The organism is Caulobacter segnis (assembly GCF_031454995.1).
Classification (GTDB): domain Bacteria; phylum Pseudomonadota; class Alphaproteobacteria; order Caulobacterales; family Caulobacteraceae; genus Caulobacter; species Caulobacter segnis_E.
In genome coordinates this window covers 684,350-701,264 of the sequence record NZ_JAVDRV010000001.1, presented here as the reverse complement: position 1 = coordinate 701,264, position 16,915 = coordinate 684,350, and the positions used below count along the sequence as shown (strand labels likewise).

Genomic DNA, 16,915 nt, shown 5'->3' with positions numbered 1-16,915 from the left:
CTTGAAGGCCGTACACGTGTCCGCGACGTCCCGGGCGGTTGCGATTGGCAGTAAATGTCGATCGCGCGATCGCAATTCGTCACGCGAAGAAAAAGTCGCAGGAGGCCACGCCCGCGAGATCTAGCGTACCGGGCCGCGGCGGAGTGGGAATGTGGCCAGCGCTCTCTACGGAGAGCTGACTCTCGAGTTGGACCCGGAAGTCCTTGAGCACGTCGTGCCGTGAGTACATGTCTATGAACGAAGAGCGAATACACGCGTAGAGGGCTCCAGTGTCGGCGGCGTGCGTGGCGTAGCTGTCGTGGATCATCGCGAAGCTGGCGATGCCCATGTCCATGGCTGTGATGACGCAAAGCCGCATGGCCGCGCCGTCCATCGAGTGCACGAAGTTGGGGGCGACACCGTTCTGCTGGCGCAACCTGGACACGGTCGGACTCTCCTCGGCCAGGCGCGGCCAGAATATGGCGCCCGCGACCTGGGACTTGACCCGGCGAGAGTGAGTTTCGCGATAGTCCTGCTGGACCCAGAAGCCGTCGGGCGTAACCCAGTTGATGGGTTGCTGTTCGGCCGCCGCCAACCCAGCACATGTCTGGAGCCAGTCCATCGCCTCGCGAGCCTTTACCACCACGGAGCCCAGCGCCTGCCAAATGACCTTGGCCATGTAGCCACATTCGTTCCAACCGTCGCCGGCCTCGCCTGTCGCCGGGTCGACTAGCAGGACGCCGCGCCGGCGGATCTCCTCCATGATCTGGTCCTTGATGCCGAACACCTTGGAGCCGTAGGGCATGGTCATGACCGGGCGCTTGCAAAGCTCGCGGTCGAGCTGGCCGGACGCCACCCACGCCCGCGCCGCGGCGATGTCGGCGTTGCGCTTCCGCGCCGCCTGAAGTTCGGGAGAATCAATGTTGCGGCCGGCCTCATCCTTCGGCACATCGGGCGCCGCTAGCATCTCGCAACGGGCGTCCGCCTCGACTTGGGTCAGGGCGCGGTCGCGCACCATCCCGTAAATGTCGGCTGGCAGCGGGTGTGGAACGAGGTTCACGGCCGCCCCGCCGACCTCGTCGCGCAGCATCGCCGAGAAGTGTTGGAGGCCGTTGCAGGAGCCGTCAAGGGCGACGGGAAGGTGGCTTCGGAAGCTGCCCCCCTCGCGCGCATAACCCGCCCACTCGTGACAGAACGCCAGAAACTGCCACGGTCCGCCAGCCTTGGCCCACCAGTCGGAAACTTTCGGATTCGCGGCGGCGGCCAGAATCCTGGCCTCGTTGGCGAATACCCAGTCGATGCGCGCCTGGAGGGGCAGCTTGCCGAGGTTCAGGTTCGTGATCGGGTCTCGGCCCATCAGGTTCGCGCCATGGATCGCCAGCCAAGCGGCACCCTGCTCGCCCACGGGCTTACCCACGGAGAAGCGTAGTAGCGCCTTCTGATAGTCGCAGCCCTGCGGTTGTAGGAAGGAGGTCGCGGGATAAGCCCGTCCGCGGAAGTCCAGCGTGTAGGGAAAGAACAACGCTGGCTCTTCAGCGTATTTCTGAGCGATCGCCAGGGTTCGGGCCAGGACGAGGCCTTTCTGGCGGCGCTCCAAGTTTTCCATATGGATCGCGCGAGCCCTGGATTTCCAGGCGACGAGGCGCTGTTGTTGCTCCTCGGAGCGGGCTTCCTTCTCGGCCGGAATGTTGGTGGGAGCGGGCGGAACGTCGATGGTCGTTGTTTCGGGCAGTCCGCCCAACGCGGCGCCCTTGCGCGCGGTGTCGAGCATCAGCGGTAGGATGTCGGTGTTCACCGACCAGGGCGTGTCCTGCAGCGCGTTTATCGCGCGATAGACCAGCGGCATGTCCCATCGACGCAGCGCCGACTGATAGCCTCGGTCCCTGTTCTTCACCAGGCGCAGCTTTCCGGCGAGGTTGTAATGATATCCGCCGTCCGTCGGAGTGGTCCACGGCCGAGGCTTTATGATCAGAGGCATGTAGGCCGGCAACAGGAACTGCGCGGCGGCCTCGCGCTTGCGGACCCACGCCAAGGTCGCTGCGGTAGGTTGCACGATGGAGCGGGTCTGGCCGCCCGACTGTTCAGTGACAAGTTCGAACAACCCCGTGCGCTCGATCACCTGCGTGAGCAGGGCGGCGCCGACGTGCAGCGCCTCGGTCTCGGGCCAATGCTCGCCCAGGTCGATGTCGTGGCGCCTGGCTAGGGCGTTCAACACCCGGCGATGGTGTCTGGAACTCGACGTGGTGAACCGCTCGCGGATCTTTGCCAGAAGGTTTGTGGCTTTGGCCTCGAAGACCCTGATGCGGACCTCGTCCTCGATCGCGCGACCTAGGCGGATACAGAGCGAAGTCTGAGAGAGCGACAGCGAGAAAGCGTCCAAGCACAGCTTCACGGCCAGGAACGCCGCGACCTCCGGTTCGATCAACGCGAGGCGCTTGACCGCCATTGGGCGTCGTCCGGCCCCGCCGTTCCCGGCGCGACGCAGAAAGTCTATGATACCGTCTCGAACGGGGTTTAGAGCGATCCGCATAAGGCCTTGAGAGGTCGGCGCGCGACTTTCCTCCCGTTCTCGCAAGCGGCCGTCCTTGGTCAGGCTAGGGCGCGCGCGCGACACGTGATCCCAGAACTTGTGCCGGCCCTGCTCGATCATTTCCACCTCAAGCTCGAATTGTCTGGCAGCGGCGGGGTCGGCGAGTTCGGCGGCGACCTGGTCGAGAGCTGCAATCAGTGGGGGTTCGATCATGGCGCGCCTGTCAGTTATCTGAAGTTTTCTTGGAGTGTGGGTCGCGGTGGCGTTTGATAGCTCCGCGCGGACAGTCAAGAGACTTGGTATTCTATAACTTATTGATATAAAAGGGATAATTTAGATGTGTCGCGATCTCGCCCACACCTCTCACGGTCGCCGCGCGATAAAACGCGCTGCCGCGAGATGTCCGGGTTCGCGTCCGGAAGGTACCGCCGACGCTGCTCACGAAGAGAGCCCTTTGCGGCAACTTAATCGCGATTGCGCAATTGACATTGATTCGGCTGCGTAACTTTCAAGATCGTGTCGCTGCGGGCGAGACTTACCGGATGAGGTTGGTGAGGTGGTTCAGGTACTTGCGCCCAGTCGTGGTGATGGTGTTGCGCTTGACGCCCATATCGCCGCGTTCGCGTTCGACCAGACCGGCCTCCGCCAAGCGAGCTAGGTTTCGCGACACGCGGCTGGCGTCGATCTTCAAGGCCTCGCTGATATCCTGACCCGTCGGCCCAACGCCTTGGGCGAGATCACGAGAGGCGACAAACAGGAAGATGAGGGCCTGGACTACCGGCATGTTGCTATCCAGACTCAGGAACTCCTCCATCACGTTGGAGAGTTGCTGCACCTTCAGCGTGGGCGGCGAGATTGGCATGGGTTTGAATCCATTGCTCGGCTGTGAGGCGCTTGCACTTGCGCGAACGCGAAATGACCCCTGTTACCCAACCCACCGCGAATTGCAAGGAGGAACCCCGGGAGATGGCGTAGACAGCGCCACTCCATCGACGCCACTCCAGATGCACCGACACTCCAAAGATGTTCGGGATAAAAATGTCACTCACTTCAGGCACCTAGCTTGGCAGGAAGACGCCGGTCTTCTTTGGCGATCTCCGAGACGGCAGCGCGTACCCCCCGCGCGCTGTTCGGGTGGCCCTGAGAGGGCCATTTGTTCTCATATTGTTCCGGTTTGTTGCGTCAACTTTGGACGTAGTGACCGTGGCGCTTCAACCGATGCGAGTCGGTGGCCTTGTGCGTCGACATTGCGGTGGTTCAGGGCCAGGCCGATGGTGGTTCGCAGAGCCCCGGCCCCGGCCCGAGCTTTTTCGGCTTCAATGTCCGGCTACCCGTCTGGAAGCTGTTCAAAAGCCGCCGCCGGCGAGCAGTCGTGCTTTCGATCTGGCCCGCCGCGGACAAAGCCGCCTATCTGGTCAGAGCTCCCCAGATATACTCCGAAGGTTCCTGAAGGTCAGAAGCGGACAACCGTGACCGTGAGCATGCCCGTGGCGGTGCCGCCGCGGCCATCAGAAATAGTATACGTGATCGTCTCGGAGCCCTTGGCTTTGGCCGTTACCTCAATACTCGAGCCGTTGTTCCCATAGTACGCCTTGGAACCATTCGTGGTGCTGATGCTGGTGATGGTCAGGGCGTCTCCGTCGGCGTCAGTATCATTCTCAAGAACCAATACGTTCTCTGATTCTCCTACGCTCAACCCGCCGAGCCTGTCGTCGTTAGCGACGGGCGCGGTGTTGTTGGGGGTGTTGGGGTTGGCCGCAGCGGCCACGTTGACCGTGGCGCTGGAGGTTTGGCCGCTGTTGTCGGTGATGGTGTATTGGAAGCTGGTGTTGAAACCGCCCGCGCCCATGTCGCCGACCCAGATGTTGTCTTCGTCGAAGGCGGTGCGGCCCACGGAGGGCTGCGTGGCGCCCGTGATTCGCAGGCCAGCGCCGGTGTCGTTGTTCTTGGGTTGGAAGGTGATCCCCGAACCGTAGGGTACGATGATGCTGTCGTTGTTGGCGACGGGCGGCGGGTTCGGGTTCGAGGCGGCGGTGACGCTGACCGTGGCGGTGGAGGTCCGTCCGCTGTTGTCGGTGATGGTATATTGGAAGCTGGTGTTGAAGCCGCCCGCACCCATGTCGCCGACCCAGATGTTATCGTCATCGAAGGCGGTTCGGCCCACGGAGGGCTGCGTGGCGCCCGTGATCCGAAGGCCAGAGCCGGTGTCGTTGTTCTTGGGTTGGAAGGTGATCCCCGAACCGTAGGGTACGGTGATGCTGTCGTTGTTGGCGACGGGCGGCGGGCTGGTTGCGGCGGTGACGTTGACCGTGGCGGTGGAGCTTCGGCCGCTGTTGTCGGTGATGGTATATTGGAAGCTGGTGTTGAAGCCGCCCGCGCCCATGTCGCCGACCCAAATGTTGTCGTCATCGAAGGCGACGCGACCGATCGAAGGTTGCGTGGCGGCCGTGATCCGAAGACCGGAGCCGGTGTCGTTGTTCTTGGGTTGGAAGGTGATCCCAGTGCCAGGGGGCACGGTGATGTTGTCGTCGCGGGCGACCGGGGCGCCTGCGGATGGGGTGACCGTGATGGTCGCGGTGGCCGGAGAACTCGTCCCACCAGCGTTGGAAGCGGTGTACTGCAACGAGGTCTGGCCGGTGTAGTTGTTCGCGGGCGTGAAGAAGATGGAGGTTCCACTGACGCTGGCCGTTCCCGCGCTGGACGGCGGAGCCGAGGTGATCGTCAGGCTAGTAGGCGTCCCGCCAGAGATATTGAGACTGAGTGGATAGGAATTCGAGCTCCCGGCGTAGTTGCCCACGACCGTCGTGGTGGAGGCCGAGGTCACTGGAGGAGCGACGGCGGCGTTGATGGTGACGGTGATCGTGCCTGTGGCGGTCCCGCCTTTGCCGTCGGAGACGGCGTAGGTGAAGCTGTCGGTTCCGCTGGCGCCGCTGTTGGCGGCGTAGGTGACGCAGGTCGCTGCGGTGCGCAGGCAGTTGGCCGTGTAGGACACCGAGCCCTTGCTGGTGTTCCAGCCGCTGACGCTGGTCAGGAAGAAGGCGTCGCTGTCGGCGTCGGTGTCGTTGGACAGCGGATTGAAGGATACGGCCGCGCCGGTGGAGACGCTGACGCTGTCGTTGTTGGCGACGGGAGCGCTGTTGCCGGCGGCGGTGACCACGCGGGTCCGGTTCTGGGCCTTGTCGTAGGTATAGGTGGTTGTTGAACTTGGGCGGGTGACCCCCACCAATCGTCCGTGGACGTCGTAAGTATAGCCGGTCTGTACGGACTGGGCCTGACCGTCAACGGAAGTCGAGAGCGCGACCAAGATCGCAACAGCACTCGCCGCACCACCAAACCGCGCCATGCCAGCACTTCCCTGGACGTGAAAATCAAGATGAACCTGACATTGAATTTTTGAATTTGCAATGTTGACGTGAGTGAAATCGCCCGGCAATGCTCCCGTCATTTGGCGCGTTAGCACGCTAGGGGCGATCGATGGGCTGTAACTTCCGAGGATTTGCGGGACGCGTCGTCGGCGGGGCGCGCAAGGCGGCCTTTTCCCTCTTTGTCGCGACAGTTTTTTGCGCGCCCGCCGTGGCTCAGCAAACCGAAATCCCGCCGCCGAGGAATACGGCCGTGGATCCCAATGGGGTCGATCTGGTCTCGGGCGACGTTTCATTCTCCCAGATCAGCAACAGCATAGGATCTGGCGGTGGATCTATAAATGCTGTCAAAAATATAAACGCATCTGGCAGCGCGGTATTTTCGCTGTACTCATACATTAAGGCTTATGGAACCATAAGGAACTTGCACACAATTCTGGTTCTTGACGGAAGGACCCGGGATTTCTCGGGCTTCGCGGGGACCGATATGACGACGCCAATGGATGATGGCGTCGGAGATTTTAATACGGATGCGGATGCGACCTCGGGCGTAATATACACGGCGCCTGACGGCACAAAGGCGGTATTCGACTACATCTTCTATCGGGATGACCAGGATAAGGATCATCAGATAGTTCCTAAGGTTGGATTCATAAGATCATTGAAGTATCCGACGGGTGAGATTTTAAATTATACCCGGAATGGAACAACGATAAAGGTCGAAAGTAGCCTAGGATACGTCATTATCAGTGACCAGGGCGGCATCAACGCTTTCGCCTCTAACTTGACGACCGGGAATTGCACGGACACCGACTGCGGCGGTGTCAAATTTAGCGGCCAGTATGCGCTGGGCCGCGCCATCCAGGTCCCAACGACGACGCCGTCCGGGCAAAGCTACACCTATACGGTCTCGAGCGCATTGGGCGATGGCGTCCGCACCTTCGTTCTCACGAAGACACCGCTTTTCACCGGCGATACGAGCTATCGTGTCACGTCCGCGGCGGTCGGCGGCGCCACTTGGACCTATAGCTATGCCTTCACCCAAGACTCCGCGGCGGGTGATGCGATCGACGGCGTTCTGACCACGACGGTCACGGCGCCAAACGGGGTGCAGCGGATTGTTCGCGCGCGCCTTGGCAACGGACATGTGCTGACCGACCAGCAGGGCGTGACCGGGCAAAATCCCAGCGGTTTGACCACCACCTATGCCTATGTGAATGACGCCACGAGCAGCCGCTTGGGTTTCGGTCGGCTAAAGAAAGTGACGTTGCCGGGTGGTGACGCGTATGAGTATCTGTACGACACATACGCCAACATCACGAGCCGCAAGCACTATCCCAAAAGCGGATCGAGCTTGTCGGTGACGGAAATGACGGCGAGCTATAGCTGTCGAACAATCACGACGCCGGCGACGACGATCTGCAATAAGCCCGATTGGACGCGCGACGAGAACGGCAAGCAGACCGACTACACCTATTATTCCAACAACGGCCTGGTCGCGACAATGACCCTGCCGGCGGGGCCCAACGGAGTTCGCCCGCAAACCCGCTATTTCTACACTCAGGTGAGCGCGACCTACATCAAGGACGGCGCGGTTGTTTCGGGAGCGCCGGCTTGGCGTCTGCAATCGACCTCGTCCTGTCGCACGCAATCCAGTTGCGCGGGCACGGCGGACGAGTTGATCACGGAATACGCCTATGAAAGCGGAACCGGATCCTATCATAACGCGCGCCCGATCTCGGTGACGACGCGAGCCGGCGACGCCAGCGTCAGTTCAACGACCACCTATGCCTATAACGTCCGCGGCGACGTGATCGAGGCCGATGGTCCGCTGCCGGGCAACGGCGATCTCGTGCAGACGCGCTACGACGCCTCGCGTTGGGTTGTCGGAACGGTGGGGCAGGCGGTCACGATCGACGGTTCGACCAAGTACCGGGCGAGCAAGACCACCTATCGCGCGGACGGGCAGGTGCAGATGGTCCAGACGGGCGTGGTGACCGATCGCTCTGACGCGACGTTCAATAACAGCTTCCAGACGCAAAGCTCCGTGACGGCCGAGTACGACAGCTACGCGCGACCGGCGGCGAAAGTGTCGATGAACGCCAGCGGCTCGGCCTACGCCGTGACCCAAACCAATTACGACAGCCTCGGCCGCGTCAATTGTGTCGCTCAGCGCATGGCCGCGTTCGGTGGCCGGCCGGACGCTTGCTCGGTGAACACGACCGGCCCGGATCCCGATCGCATCACCCAGATGACCTACGACGCCTATAATCAGGTGATCGCGGTGCGGTCGGGCATGGGGGTGGCGCCTCTCTACGATCGTCGGACGACCTATACCGCCAACGGCAAGGTCGAGACCGAAAAGGACGGCGAGGGCAACGTCACGACCTATGCGTATGATGGTCTGGACCGCCTGCAGCGCGTGACCTACCCGAGCCCGAGCAAGGGCTCGGGCGGATCCAACGGCGCTGACTACGAAGAGTATGCCTATGACAGCGCCGGCAACGTCACTTCACGCGCCCTGCGCGGTGGAACGGCCATTACTAGCAGCTACGACAATCTGGGGCGTCTACGCACCCAAACGACGCCGAGCGCTGACGTGGCCGGCGCGAGCTACACCTACACCTACGACAACTTCGGCAATCCAATCTCGATCACGAACGGAACGCGCACCACCAGCCGGAGCTATGACGCGCTGAGCCGAATGCTGTGGGAGCAGGACGACGCGCTAGGAACGGCCAGCAGGGTCGGCAATGAGTACGACGCGGCGGGCCGGCGCACCAAGCTCACCTGGCCAGACAGCTTCTTCGTCACCTACGACTATGACAACGCTGGAGCGCTGAGGGCTATTCTTCGAGCCGGCAGCGACACGCTGGTCAGCTTCACCTACGACGCCTTGGGGCGCCGCGCGAGTCTTACGCGTGGCAACGGCGCGACCACCAACTATGGCTATGATCCGTCCAATCTGCTTCTGAGTAGCCTGAGCCATGGTGTGCCCGCCGCCGCGGCGGACAGCGTCACCTACGGGATGTCGTATAACGCCTCAGGGCAGATCACGAGACGGACAGTCAGCAACCCGGTTTACGTCTTCCCTCAGCCCGATCCGGGCGATCGCGTCTATGGCTCCAACGGCCTTAATCAAATGACCTCGGCCGGATCGACGAGCATCAACTATGATGCGCGCGGCAATCTACGGTCCGATGGCTCCACGACCTGGACCTACGACGCGGAAAATCGCCTGAGGGGGAATACGTTTGGTGCGAGCCTCTCTTATGACCCGCTGGGCCGCCTTTATCAGACGACGGCCGCCGGTACGGTGACGCGCTATCTCTACGATGGCTCCAAAGTGATCGGAGAATATAGCAACACCGGCACGTTGCTGCGCCGTTACGTGCATGGCCTTGGGGCCGACGAGCCTCTCGTGCGATATGCTGGCGCGAGCACCAAGGCCGAATGGCTGCATGCCGATCATCAGGGATCGATCGTTGCCGTCACCAACGCCAGCGGCGCGATCGCCACCACGACGGTGAGCAACTCCACGATCCGACTGATCTATACCTACGACGAATACGGCGCGCCAGGCGGGAGCAACCAGGGCCTCTTCCAATACACGGGACAGATCTATCTGCCCGACTTGTCACTCTATCACTATAAGGCCCGTGCCTATTCACCCTTCCATGGCCGGTTCCTCCAAACCGACCCCATCGGCTACGACGATGGTATGAACTGGTACGCCTATGTGGGAAATGATCCGGTAAACTACGCTGATCCAACGGGCACCGACGTTATCGCTCTGAATGATACATTTATGAGTCAGTACGGTATCAAGATGGACCATCAGGCCCTGCTGGTTGGGGACGATCGGAATGGATGGACCTACTTCTCAAAGGATGGCGCGGTCGGCGGCGGCCTGCATGGTCCCTCGGATTACAAGGTCGTCGATTTTCAAACCGATACACCGAGTGGTCGAGTTCCAACCAAGATCAAGGATATTTTGAAAGACCCTCTTCTGGATCGCTATGAAGATCGTGTGCGTCGGAAGACAACTCCGAGCCAGGATGAAGCGATGCGGAAAGCTGCAAGACAAGAAATTGTGAAGGACTATGACTTTATAGGTTGCAACTGCGGAGATCTTGTCCAGAAGAGCCTCTTGGCGGCTGGCGTGCCATTCCCGGATACGGTAAATCCATATGATACTCGGTCGTGGCTGTTGCCGTTTTTTGGGTGGAATCCCGTTAGCGATCGCCGGGGCGGCGGTTATGTAGGCGAAGCTATAATGTGCACGAACGGTGGTAAGCCGACGCCTGACGGGCTCTCATGTCGATAGTAAAAGTATTTCGTGAGGCGAGCACGGGGCGATAAATGAGCCACCGCAGTGCTCTAATTATTGGAAATAAATTTGATGCGGTATCACTTTGCCTTGGCGATTATAGAAATCCTTTTGCTCTATTTAGGTTGGAGGTTTTTTTCGAGGTCTGATCGACCGTTCGGCCCCACGTTGGCGTTGGTCTTGGCGCTGCCGGTAATCTTCAGTGCTGTTTGGGGGGGTGTTTTCGTAGTGGATCCAAGCCGCGCTCCAGTGCAACGCCCGATATGGTTGTTGGAGGCTCCGAACGTAGCCTTCATTGTCAGCGTAGTGTTGGGTATCTGTGTGACAGTTTGGCTTCGCGGGGTGCGGTTGGCTGCGGCCTCGATAGGAACTCTTCAGAGCGCTTTGGCCTTCTTTATGATATTTATTGTGAATATGCAGGTCACGGGAAACTGGATTTAATAACCGCACGGGTGAGGGCGCTGTCGGTGGCGGCGTGTTGCTCAGAAGGCGCGGTGCGCTTGACTTTTGAAGCACTCAATCTTCTTTGCTGCCGGAGCGGAGAATGTGAATTCTCGTTTTTACTTTCGGCGCGCAACCGCAAAGCTAAATTTCTTAGCCCAGCGTGGATCGTATCACAGCTGTCTCAGGCGCCCTATTCCCCCCCCCCCCCCAATGGACGAAGTCTCCCTCCAAACAACCTAACCTTGAAACCCGTCCCGGCTTGACGCTAGATGGTGGCCTCGCCGGATAGCCTGGCGACGGGATGGGGTGCCGAGCGTGAGTGTGGGGGCGTCAAGGTCGTGTGTGGTGCGAGCGCGCCCGCGCCGGGACGCGCTCCGCGATAAGGCCGGCTATGCCGCCGTCGACGCTCTGGTGGCCCTGATGATCCTGGCCGCCGTTCTCGTCTCCTCGATCACCGCCACCCATGGAAGCCGGGAGGCCGCGGATCTCGCCCTGGAATTCCGCCGGGCCAGCGAGATGTCGGCCTATCTTCTCGAAACGGCCCCGGCCGAACCCGGTCAAACGAGCGGCCAGTCCGCCGATTTCGCTTGGACCAGGACCGTGTCCGAACCGGTGGGCACATTCGGCTCGGGCGCGATCTGCGAGCGGCGCGTGGTGCTCACGGGCGCGCGCGACAACCGCCGGTTCGAGGCGCGGACCAACGCCGTCTGCCCCGCGGCGCTCGAGTCATGAGCGGCCAGGACGGATACACGGCGGCCGAGGCCTTGGCGGCCTTGGCTATTCTGGGCCTGGCGATGGGCGGCCTGACGACCAGCCTGGGGCTCATCGCCAAGGGGCAGCTGAAAGCCCGAGAACGGGTCGAACAATCGATGCTGCAAAGATCGATCGATCAGCGGCTGGAGCGACTTCTCGCGCGCGAGGCGCCGTTCAGGTCCGACCAGGTCGCTCATCTGGTCGGCGACGAGCGTGGGCTCGAGGTCGATTGCGGCGGCGCCCAGCGCTGCGCTGTTCGCATTGAAGACGAGCGTCTTGTCGTTCGCGATCGGGACGGCCAGGAGACAAGCCTGAAGCTTCCCGAGGGGGAGACCCCGAAGTTCCGTTATCTCGGCTCCTATCAGTCTAGCGACGTCTGGCCTCCAGCGCCCATGCCGCCGCCCGCGCCAGCGTGGCAGTCCCTCGATGGCGTGGCGATCCTCGGCCAGGCGGACGCCAAGGAGAAGACGCTGGCCCTCGCCAAGGTCTGGCGTCAGCAGCGGGCCGACTGCGAGTATGATGTCGTGATCCAAGACTGCAGGGGCGCGCCATGATCCAGCCCGGTAGTCTCCGCCTGGTGGATGAGCCCGACGACGTCGCGCCAAAGCCCGCCCCCGTCGAGAAGCCCGAGCCCAAGGTGTTCGTCCGGACGGTCCTGGCGCCCCCTGGCATGCCCTGGGAGCAAACGAGAACGGCGGAGCTCGATGTTCGCCTCAGCTCGCCCTTGCCCGCTGGAGACGTCGTCTATCAGCTCCGCCGGCTGGAAGCCTGGCGACCTGGCGCCCCGGCGCGGTTCGCCGCCTTCTATGTTCTGGCGCGAGACGTCGACGGCCGGCTCGAGACTCGCGCGCAGGTCGACGGACGTGATGTCAGCGTCATTTTCGAGTCCGCCTATGTTTCCGCCGCGCGCGCCAAGCGCCTCGCGGCCGTGGGGCTCGCGGCCGGGGTCATCGTCTTCGCGCTGGTGCTCGCCGTCAGCCTCGCCATTGGGCGGCGCGTCGAATTGGAAGGCAAGCTCGCCATCGCAGAGCAGCAGGCCGACGCCAAGCTGCGCGCCGCCTCAGCCAAGGCGCGTTTGAAGGCCCAGGATCATGCGCTGAGGCAATGGCGCGACAAGGGACAGCCGTTGAGCGACCTCATGGCCGACCTTGGTTGGATCAGCAACGTGAAGACCGGGAGCGCCCAGATCGAGGGGGTGCACTGGGAGCAAGACCTTCTTGCCGTGGAGGCCGGGGGCGCCCAGGCTCCGATCGCGGTGTTTGGTGATCGGAAATTGCGGCGATCCCTCAAGCCGATCCGATCCGGCGTCTTCCTCTGGGCCGTCGAGAAGCGGACGATCAGGCCCTCGGTGCCCGAGCCGGTCGCGGCCAGCCCGCGCGCCGAAAGCGAGGTGCGCTGATGGAGCGTCCATTGGGTCCCGTATGGATCGGGAGCTGCGTCATCGCCGCCCTGGTCGTGACGACCGCCACCGCTGGCGCGCTGAAGTTCGTGGCCACTCCGGACGGCTATGACGAGCGAGTGGCGGCTCTGGAGCAGAAGGTGACTCGCGCCGAGCGCTTGGCGCGGATGCCGGGCGATAGCGCCGCCTATCCCAAAGGCGCGGTGTGCGAAGGTCTTAGCGACAGGGGCTTTCAGAAGGTCCGCCAGGACTTCGAGGACGCCGCCGTCGCGGAAGGTCTGCAAGGCATGCAGATCGCTTGGGGCGAACCTATCGACGCGGGCGCGCGAATTGCTCCTCTACCGCTCAGCCTTCAGGTCGAGGGGCCGTACGAAAAGATCGCCTCCTTCATGGATCGCCTGAGCCGAGGCGCTCCAGCGGTGTTCGTGGATACGGCCGACATTACCGCCGCGGGCGCGGGCGCGCGGCTATCGCTTTCGGGAAAGGTGTTCTGTTGGACGCGCGGCTGATCAGCATCGGCGCGGCGAGCCTGGCGGGACTTGTCGCCGGCGGCGCGCTTTGGGCGCTGTCTGGAGGTCACGCGCAGGGCGAGGCGATAGACGCGCTCGACGCTCGCATGAGCCAAATCTCCACGGGGGCCCGCAGCCCACCTCAGCGTCCCAGCGACGCGCTCGCGCAAATCCTAGCCAAGCCGCTGTTCGCGACGCCCGCGCCCCTGGGCGAAGGGCAAGCCGATGTCGCCGTTCAGGTGTTCGGCCTTGTCCGGACACCCGTCCGAACGGGCGCGCTTTTGTCGGTTGGCGGCGCGACGGCCGAATGGTTCTCGGTTGGCGAGACGAGAAATGGCGTCACGCTTAAGGCTGTTTCGGGTTCGAGCGCCGTGATCGCGACGCCGATTGGCGAGCGGGAAGTCATCCTAGGCGCTTCCACGCCAGGATCATCGGAACAAGCCGCTGCCGGGGCGCCGCCAGGGTTCAGGTCTCCCCCGCCGCCGGCGAGCGCGCCAGGCATGCCTCAGTGATGGTTCGTGTGACTCTTTTTCTCTCCAGTGGTTATTCGATCCGTTCGGCGATGATGAGCGCTTGTGGCGCGCTCGCGCTTCAAGCCGCCGGCTTGGTCGCGGCGCTGCCCGACGTGGCGTGGGCGCAAGCTGTCCGAGCCGACCAAGAAGCGTCTTACAGCTTCGCGTTTCAGGACGCGGATGTCGGGCAGGCCGCGCGCGAGGTCTTAGACTCCATCGGCGTGGCCTACACGATAGATCCGTCCGTTAGCGGCAAGATCTCTTTTCGCATCGAGCAGCGGCTGACCAAAGCGCAGCTCCTGCAGGCCTTCGAAGCAGCGCTGGCCGCCAACGACATCGCCCTGGTCCGCAATGGCGACAGCCTGATCGTGACGGCCAAGGCTCGAGCCCGTTCGGTGTCAGGCTTGCGTTCCATCGGCGATAGTCCTCGTAGCCTCGGCTACGAGGTTGTCGCCGTTCCGCTGTCCTTCGCCGTGCCCACCGAAGTCGCCAAGGCGCTCGACGCGATCTCGGGCAAGGGTTTGGTGCTGCACGCGGATGATCATCTTGGATTGATCGTCCTGGCGGGCGGCGGCCAGGAGCTCAAGTCGGCGCTCGACACGCTACAACTGCTCGATCAAAGCGGCTTGCGCGAGGCTCGCTTGCGCTGGTTCGATTTGAGCAATGCGTCGGCCGCGACGGTGGCGGGCGAGCTCGAGGGGATGGTCAAGGCCGCGGGTATTTCGGGTCTCAACGTCCTGCCGCTGAAGCGACTCAATGGCATTCTTGTTTTTGGGCGGACCGAGAAGGCGCTTAACGATATCACTCCTTGGGTCTATCGCCTCGATGCGCCGACCAAGGACACGGCGACCTCCTTGTGGGTCTATCACCCTCGAAACACCTCGGCCGAGTCTCTTGGCAAGACGCTCAACGCGGTGCTCGGCGGGCAGGGCGGCATCGATAGCTCCACGACGAGCGGTACGCCGGCAACGCGTGACACGATCGGCCAAACCACTGTCAGCGCCGGTGATGCCGCGCCCAACGTCACCACGGCCAACTCCACCCTCGGCGTCGCCTCGCTCAACAATGAGACAGCCCGTGCGGCGGTCGATAAGGACACCAATACGCTGCTGGTGTCCGCGCCCTCATGGCGATGGGTGCAGATCCAAAAGATCCTGGCCGAACTCGACAAGCCTCAAAGTCAGGTCTTGATCGAGGCCTCCGTCCTCGAGGTGACGCTCGGCGACAATTTCAAGTTCGGCGTCGATTGGTCGGTTCTGGGCGATAACGGACGTATTCGGGCGACAAACACGACAGGTACGACCGGGACGATCGGACCCACCTATCCGGGATTCTCGATCACGTTCCTCAGCTCGGACTTCCAGGCGGCGATCAATGCCCTGGGGGCGCGCACGGGCGTCGAAGTGGTCTCGGCGCCGAAGATCATCACGCTCGACAACAAGATGGCCAAGCTCCAGGTCGGCGATCAGGTGCCGGTCGTGACCCAGAGCTCTCAGAGCACGCAGAGCAACAACACGGCGATCATCAACAATGTCGATTATCGCGATAGCGGCGTGATCCTGAGCGTGACGCCTCGGATCAGCGGGGAAAACCGCATCATTCTCGATGTGTCGCAAGAAGTCAGTTCGGTGATCCAGACCCGGAGCTCCGGTATCGACTCTCCCACCATCCAGCAGCGCAAGTTCCAGAGCACGCTGACGTTGCGGGATGGCGGCGTCGTCGCCTTGGGCGGGCTCATCAGCCGCACGCGTAACGAAGGCAATTCAGGGGTTCCGGTACTGAAGGATATCCCGGGGGTGGGGCGTCTTTTCAAGACGGCTACCAGGGACACGGCCCGCACCGAACTGATCGTGTTGTTGCGCGCGCGCGTGATGACCGAGGCGGACCAATCCGATACGGCGATGCGCAACCTGTTCAACGATATGCGAGAACTAAACGCGCGAGGGCTTCTTGATGGGGGGCTCTAGCCAAGATGGCTATGCGACGCCGGCCGCGGCGATGATCGGGACGGCCTTGGCTGTCATCACGATCGCCTTCGTATCGAGGTCGGTATCGGAGCTCCGTCTGGCGCGAGCCGACTTTCAGAAGACGCAGACGGAGTATCTGCTCGCGGGCGCCCATAACGTGGCTCTGCTGGCGATCGCGACCAGTAGTCGCGCGCCGCCCTATCGATGGACCGTTCCAAGTCTTGGTAAGGCGTTCGACGTGGCGGCTGAACCCGAGCGGCCAAAGATGGCGCTCTCGAATGCTCCAAGCCTCGATGACGATACATTGGACCGACTTGGCGTCACCGACCACGACGCCCTGCGAGCCAGGCTTTCAAGTCTGCCAAATGTCGAGGGGCTACCCTGGGCGGCCGATGCGGACAGTTCCAAGAATTGGAAAGCCTGCGCGGGCGCGCTGATCTCCTTTTATGGCGCGGCGTCCTTTGCCCCAGCCCTCGGCTACGTCGAGCCCGATGCTGGTAAGGACGACAGCAAATGGCGCGCTGGCGAGGTCTGGCGAATCTCGGTCACGGACGAGGACGGCTGGCGCGATGAACGCATCGTTCGCTTCACCGGCAATGGCTTAAACCCCGCCGCCGTGATCTCCCGGCGGCTTACACGCGGATGGAAGGACAATCTGGCATGCGAAACCCTGCTCGCCGCCGGCTGAAGGGCTCGGCCGGTTATACTCTGACCGAAATGCTCGTGGTGGTCGGCGTCATCGCCTTGATCGCCGCCGTGCTGGTGCCTAGCCTCATGGGACAGATGCAGCGCGCGCGCGCGAAAGCCGGACGGGTTCAGGTCGACAATATCGCTTCCGCCGTCGAGATGTTCCGTTCCGATGTCGGACACTATCCGACGAGCGCGGAAGGAGGACTAAAGGCCCTTCTGACCAACGGATCGACGATCGAGGGGTGGACTGGTCCCTACCTGAAAGACGCCAAGACGCTCAACGATCCCTGGAATCGCGAAATCCGATACGAGCTCGCGGCCGATGCCGAGACGTTCGCGGTTACGAGCCTCGGCGCGGACGGCAAGGTCGGAGGGGTGGGGCCAAACCTTGACCTGCAGGCGCCGATCCAGGCCGCCGCCGCCGCGAGCGGCAAGTGAAC

At 62.5% G+C, this 16,915-nt stretch carries 12 protein-coding genes; 9 read left to right on the top strand and 3 right to left on the bottom strand.

Annotated elements, in window-relative coordinates:
- Window positions 1-79: 79 nt before the first annotated feature.
- The 3 genes from J2728_RS03265 to J2728_RS03255 all read right to left on the bottom strand — a co-directional run bounded on the left by J2728_RS03265 (window position 80) and on the right by J2728_RS03255 (window position 5,732).
- Window positions 80-2,722, bottom strand: a complete 2,643-nt coding sequence (locus J2728_RS03265) for a DNA-directed RNA polymerase (RefSeq protein ID WP_309996291.1) — start codon at window positions 2,720-2,722, stop codon at window positions 80-82.
- A 322-nt stretch (window positions 2,723-3,044) separates the two neighbouring features.
- Window positions 3,045-3,371: a MarR family transcriptional regulator gene (locus J2728_RS03260; protein WP_309996288.1), complete on the bottom strand. Its 327-nt coding sequence runs from the start codon at window positions 3,369-3,371 to the stop codon at window positions 3,045-3,047.
- Between the two features lie 591 nt (window positions 3,372-3,962).
- Window positions 3,963-5,732, bottom strand: coding sequence for an Ig-like domain-containing protein (locus J2728_RS03255; protein WP_404979690.1), 1,770 nt, complete (start codon window positions 5,730-5,732; stop codon window positions 3,963-3,965).
- A gap of 251 nt (window positions 5,733-5,983) precedes the next feature.
- Here J2728_RS03255 and J2728_RS03250 point away from each other — a divergent pair, with 251 nt between their 5' ends.
- The 9 genes from J2728_RS03250 to gspG all read left to right on the top strand — a co-directional run bounded on the left by J2728_RS03250 (window position 5,984) and on the right by gspG (window position 16,913).
- A complete protein-coding gene (locus tag J2728_RS03250) occupies window positions 5,984-10,198 on the top strand; it encodes an RHS repeat-associated core domain-containing protein (protein WP_309996282.1) in 4,215 nt (1,404 codons plus the stop codon).
- 792 nt (window positions 10,199-10,990) lie between these two features.
- Entirely contained in the window at window positions 10,991-11,377 is a 387-nt protein-coding gene (locus J2728_RS03245; RefSeq protein WP_309996279.1) for a hypothetical protein, read from the top strand.
- On the top strand, window positions 11,374-11,952 hold the full coding sequence (locus J2728_RS03240; RefSeq protein WP_309996276.1) for a hypothetical protein: 579 nt from the start codon (window positions 11,374-11,376) through the stop codon (window positions 11,950-11,952). Before J2728_RS03245 ends, J2728_RS03240 begins: the two co-directional genes overlap by 4 nt.
- A complete protein-coding gene (locus tag J2728_RS03235) occupies window positions 11,949-12,797 on the top strand; it encodes a hypothetical protein (RefSeq protein WP_309996273.1) in 849 nt (282 codons plus the stop codon). The genes J2728_RS03240 and J2728_RS03235 overlap by 4 nt, the downstream gene beginning before the upstream one ends.
- An 11-nt stretch (window positions 12,798-12,808) precedes the next feature.
- Window positions 12,809-13,306 (top strand): type 4a pilus biogenesis protein PilO, encoded by a 498-nt coding sequence (gene pilO, locus J2728_RS03230; RefSeq protein ID WP_309996269.1) that lies wholly within the window; start codon window positions 12,809-12,811, stop codon window positions 13,304-13,306.
- Window positions 13,291-13,818: a hypothetical protein gene (locus J2728_RS03225; protein WP_309996267.1), complete on the top strand. Its 528-nt coding sequence runs from the start codon at window positions 13,291-13,293 to the stop codon at window positions 13,816-13,818. Before pilO ends, J2728_RS03225 begins: the two co-directional genes overlap by 16 nt.
- An 8-nt stretch (window positions 13,819-13,826) precedes the next feature.
- Window positions 13,827-15,785, top strand: a complete 1,959-nt coding sequence (gene gspD / locus J2728_RS03220) for a type II secretion system secretin GspD (protein ID WP_309996264.1) — start codon at window positions 13,827-13,829, stop codon at window positions 15,783-15,785.
- A 46-nt stretch (window positions 15,786-15,831) separates the two neighbouring features.
- Window positions 15,832-16,473, top strand: coding sequence for a hypothetical protein (locus J2728_RS03215; protein ID WP_309996261.1), 642 nt, complete (start codon window positions 15,832-15,834; stop codon window positions 16,471-16,473).
- Window positions 16,446-16,913, top strand: coding sequence for a type II secretion system major pseudopilin GspG (gene gspG / locus J2728_RS03210; protein WP_309996258.1), 468 nt, complete (start codon window positions 16,446-16,448; stop codon window positions 16,911-16,913). The genes J2728_RS03215 and gspG overlap by 28 nt, the downstream gene beginning before the upstream one ends.
- Window positions 16,914-16,915 lie beyond the last annotated feature (2 nt).

Bases quoted from the DNA above. Each gene is read 5' to 3' on its own strand.
- J2728_RS03265 (WP_309996291.1), bottom strand. From the start codon at position 2,722: ATGATCGAACCCCCACTGATTGCAGCTCTCGACCAGGTCGCCGCCGAA.
- J2728_RS03260 (WP_309996288.1), bottom strand. From the start codon at position 3,371: ATGCCAATCTCGCCGCCCACGCTGAAGGTGCAGCAACTCTCCAACGTG.
- J2728_RS03250 (WP_309996282.1), top strand. From the start codon at position 5,984: ATGGGCTGTAACTTCCGAGGATTTGCGGGACGCGTCGTCGGCGGGGCG.
- J2728_RS03240 (WP_309996276.1), top strand. From the start codon at position 11,374: ATGAGCGGCCAGGACGGATACACGGCGGCCGAGGCCTTGGCGGCCTTG.
- J2728_RS03235 (WP_309996273.1), top strand. From the start codon at position 11,949: ATGATCCAGCCCGGTAGTCTCCGCCTGGTGGATGAGCCCGACGACGTC.
- gspG (WP_309996258.1), top strand. From the start codon at position 16,446: ATGCGAAACCCTGCTCGCCGCCGGCTGAAGGGCTCGGCCGGTTATACT.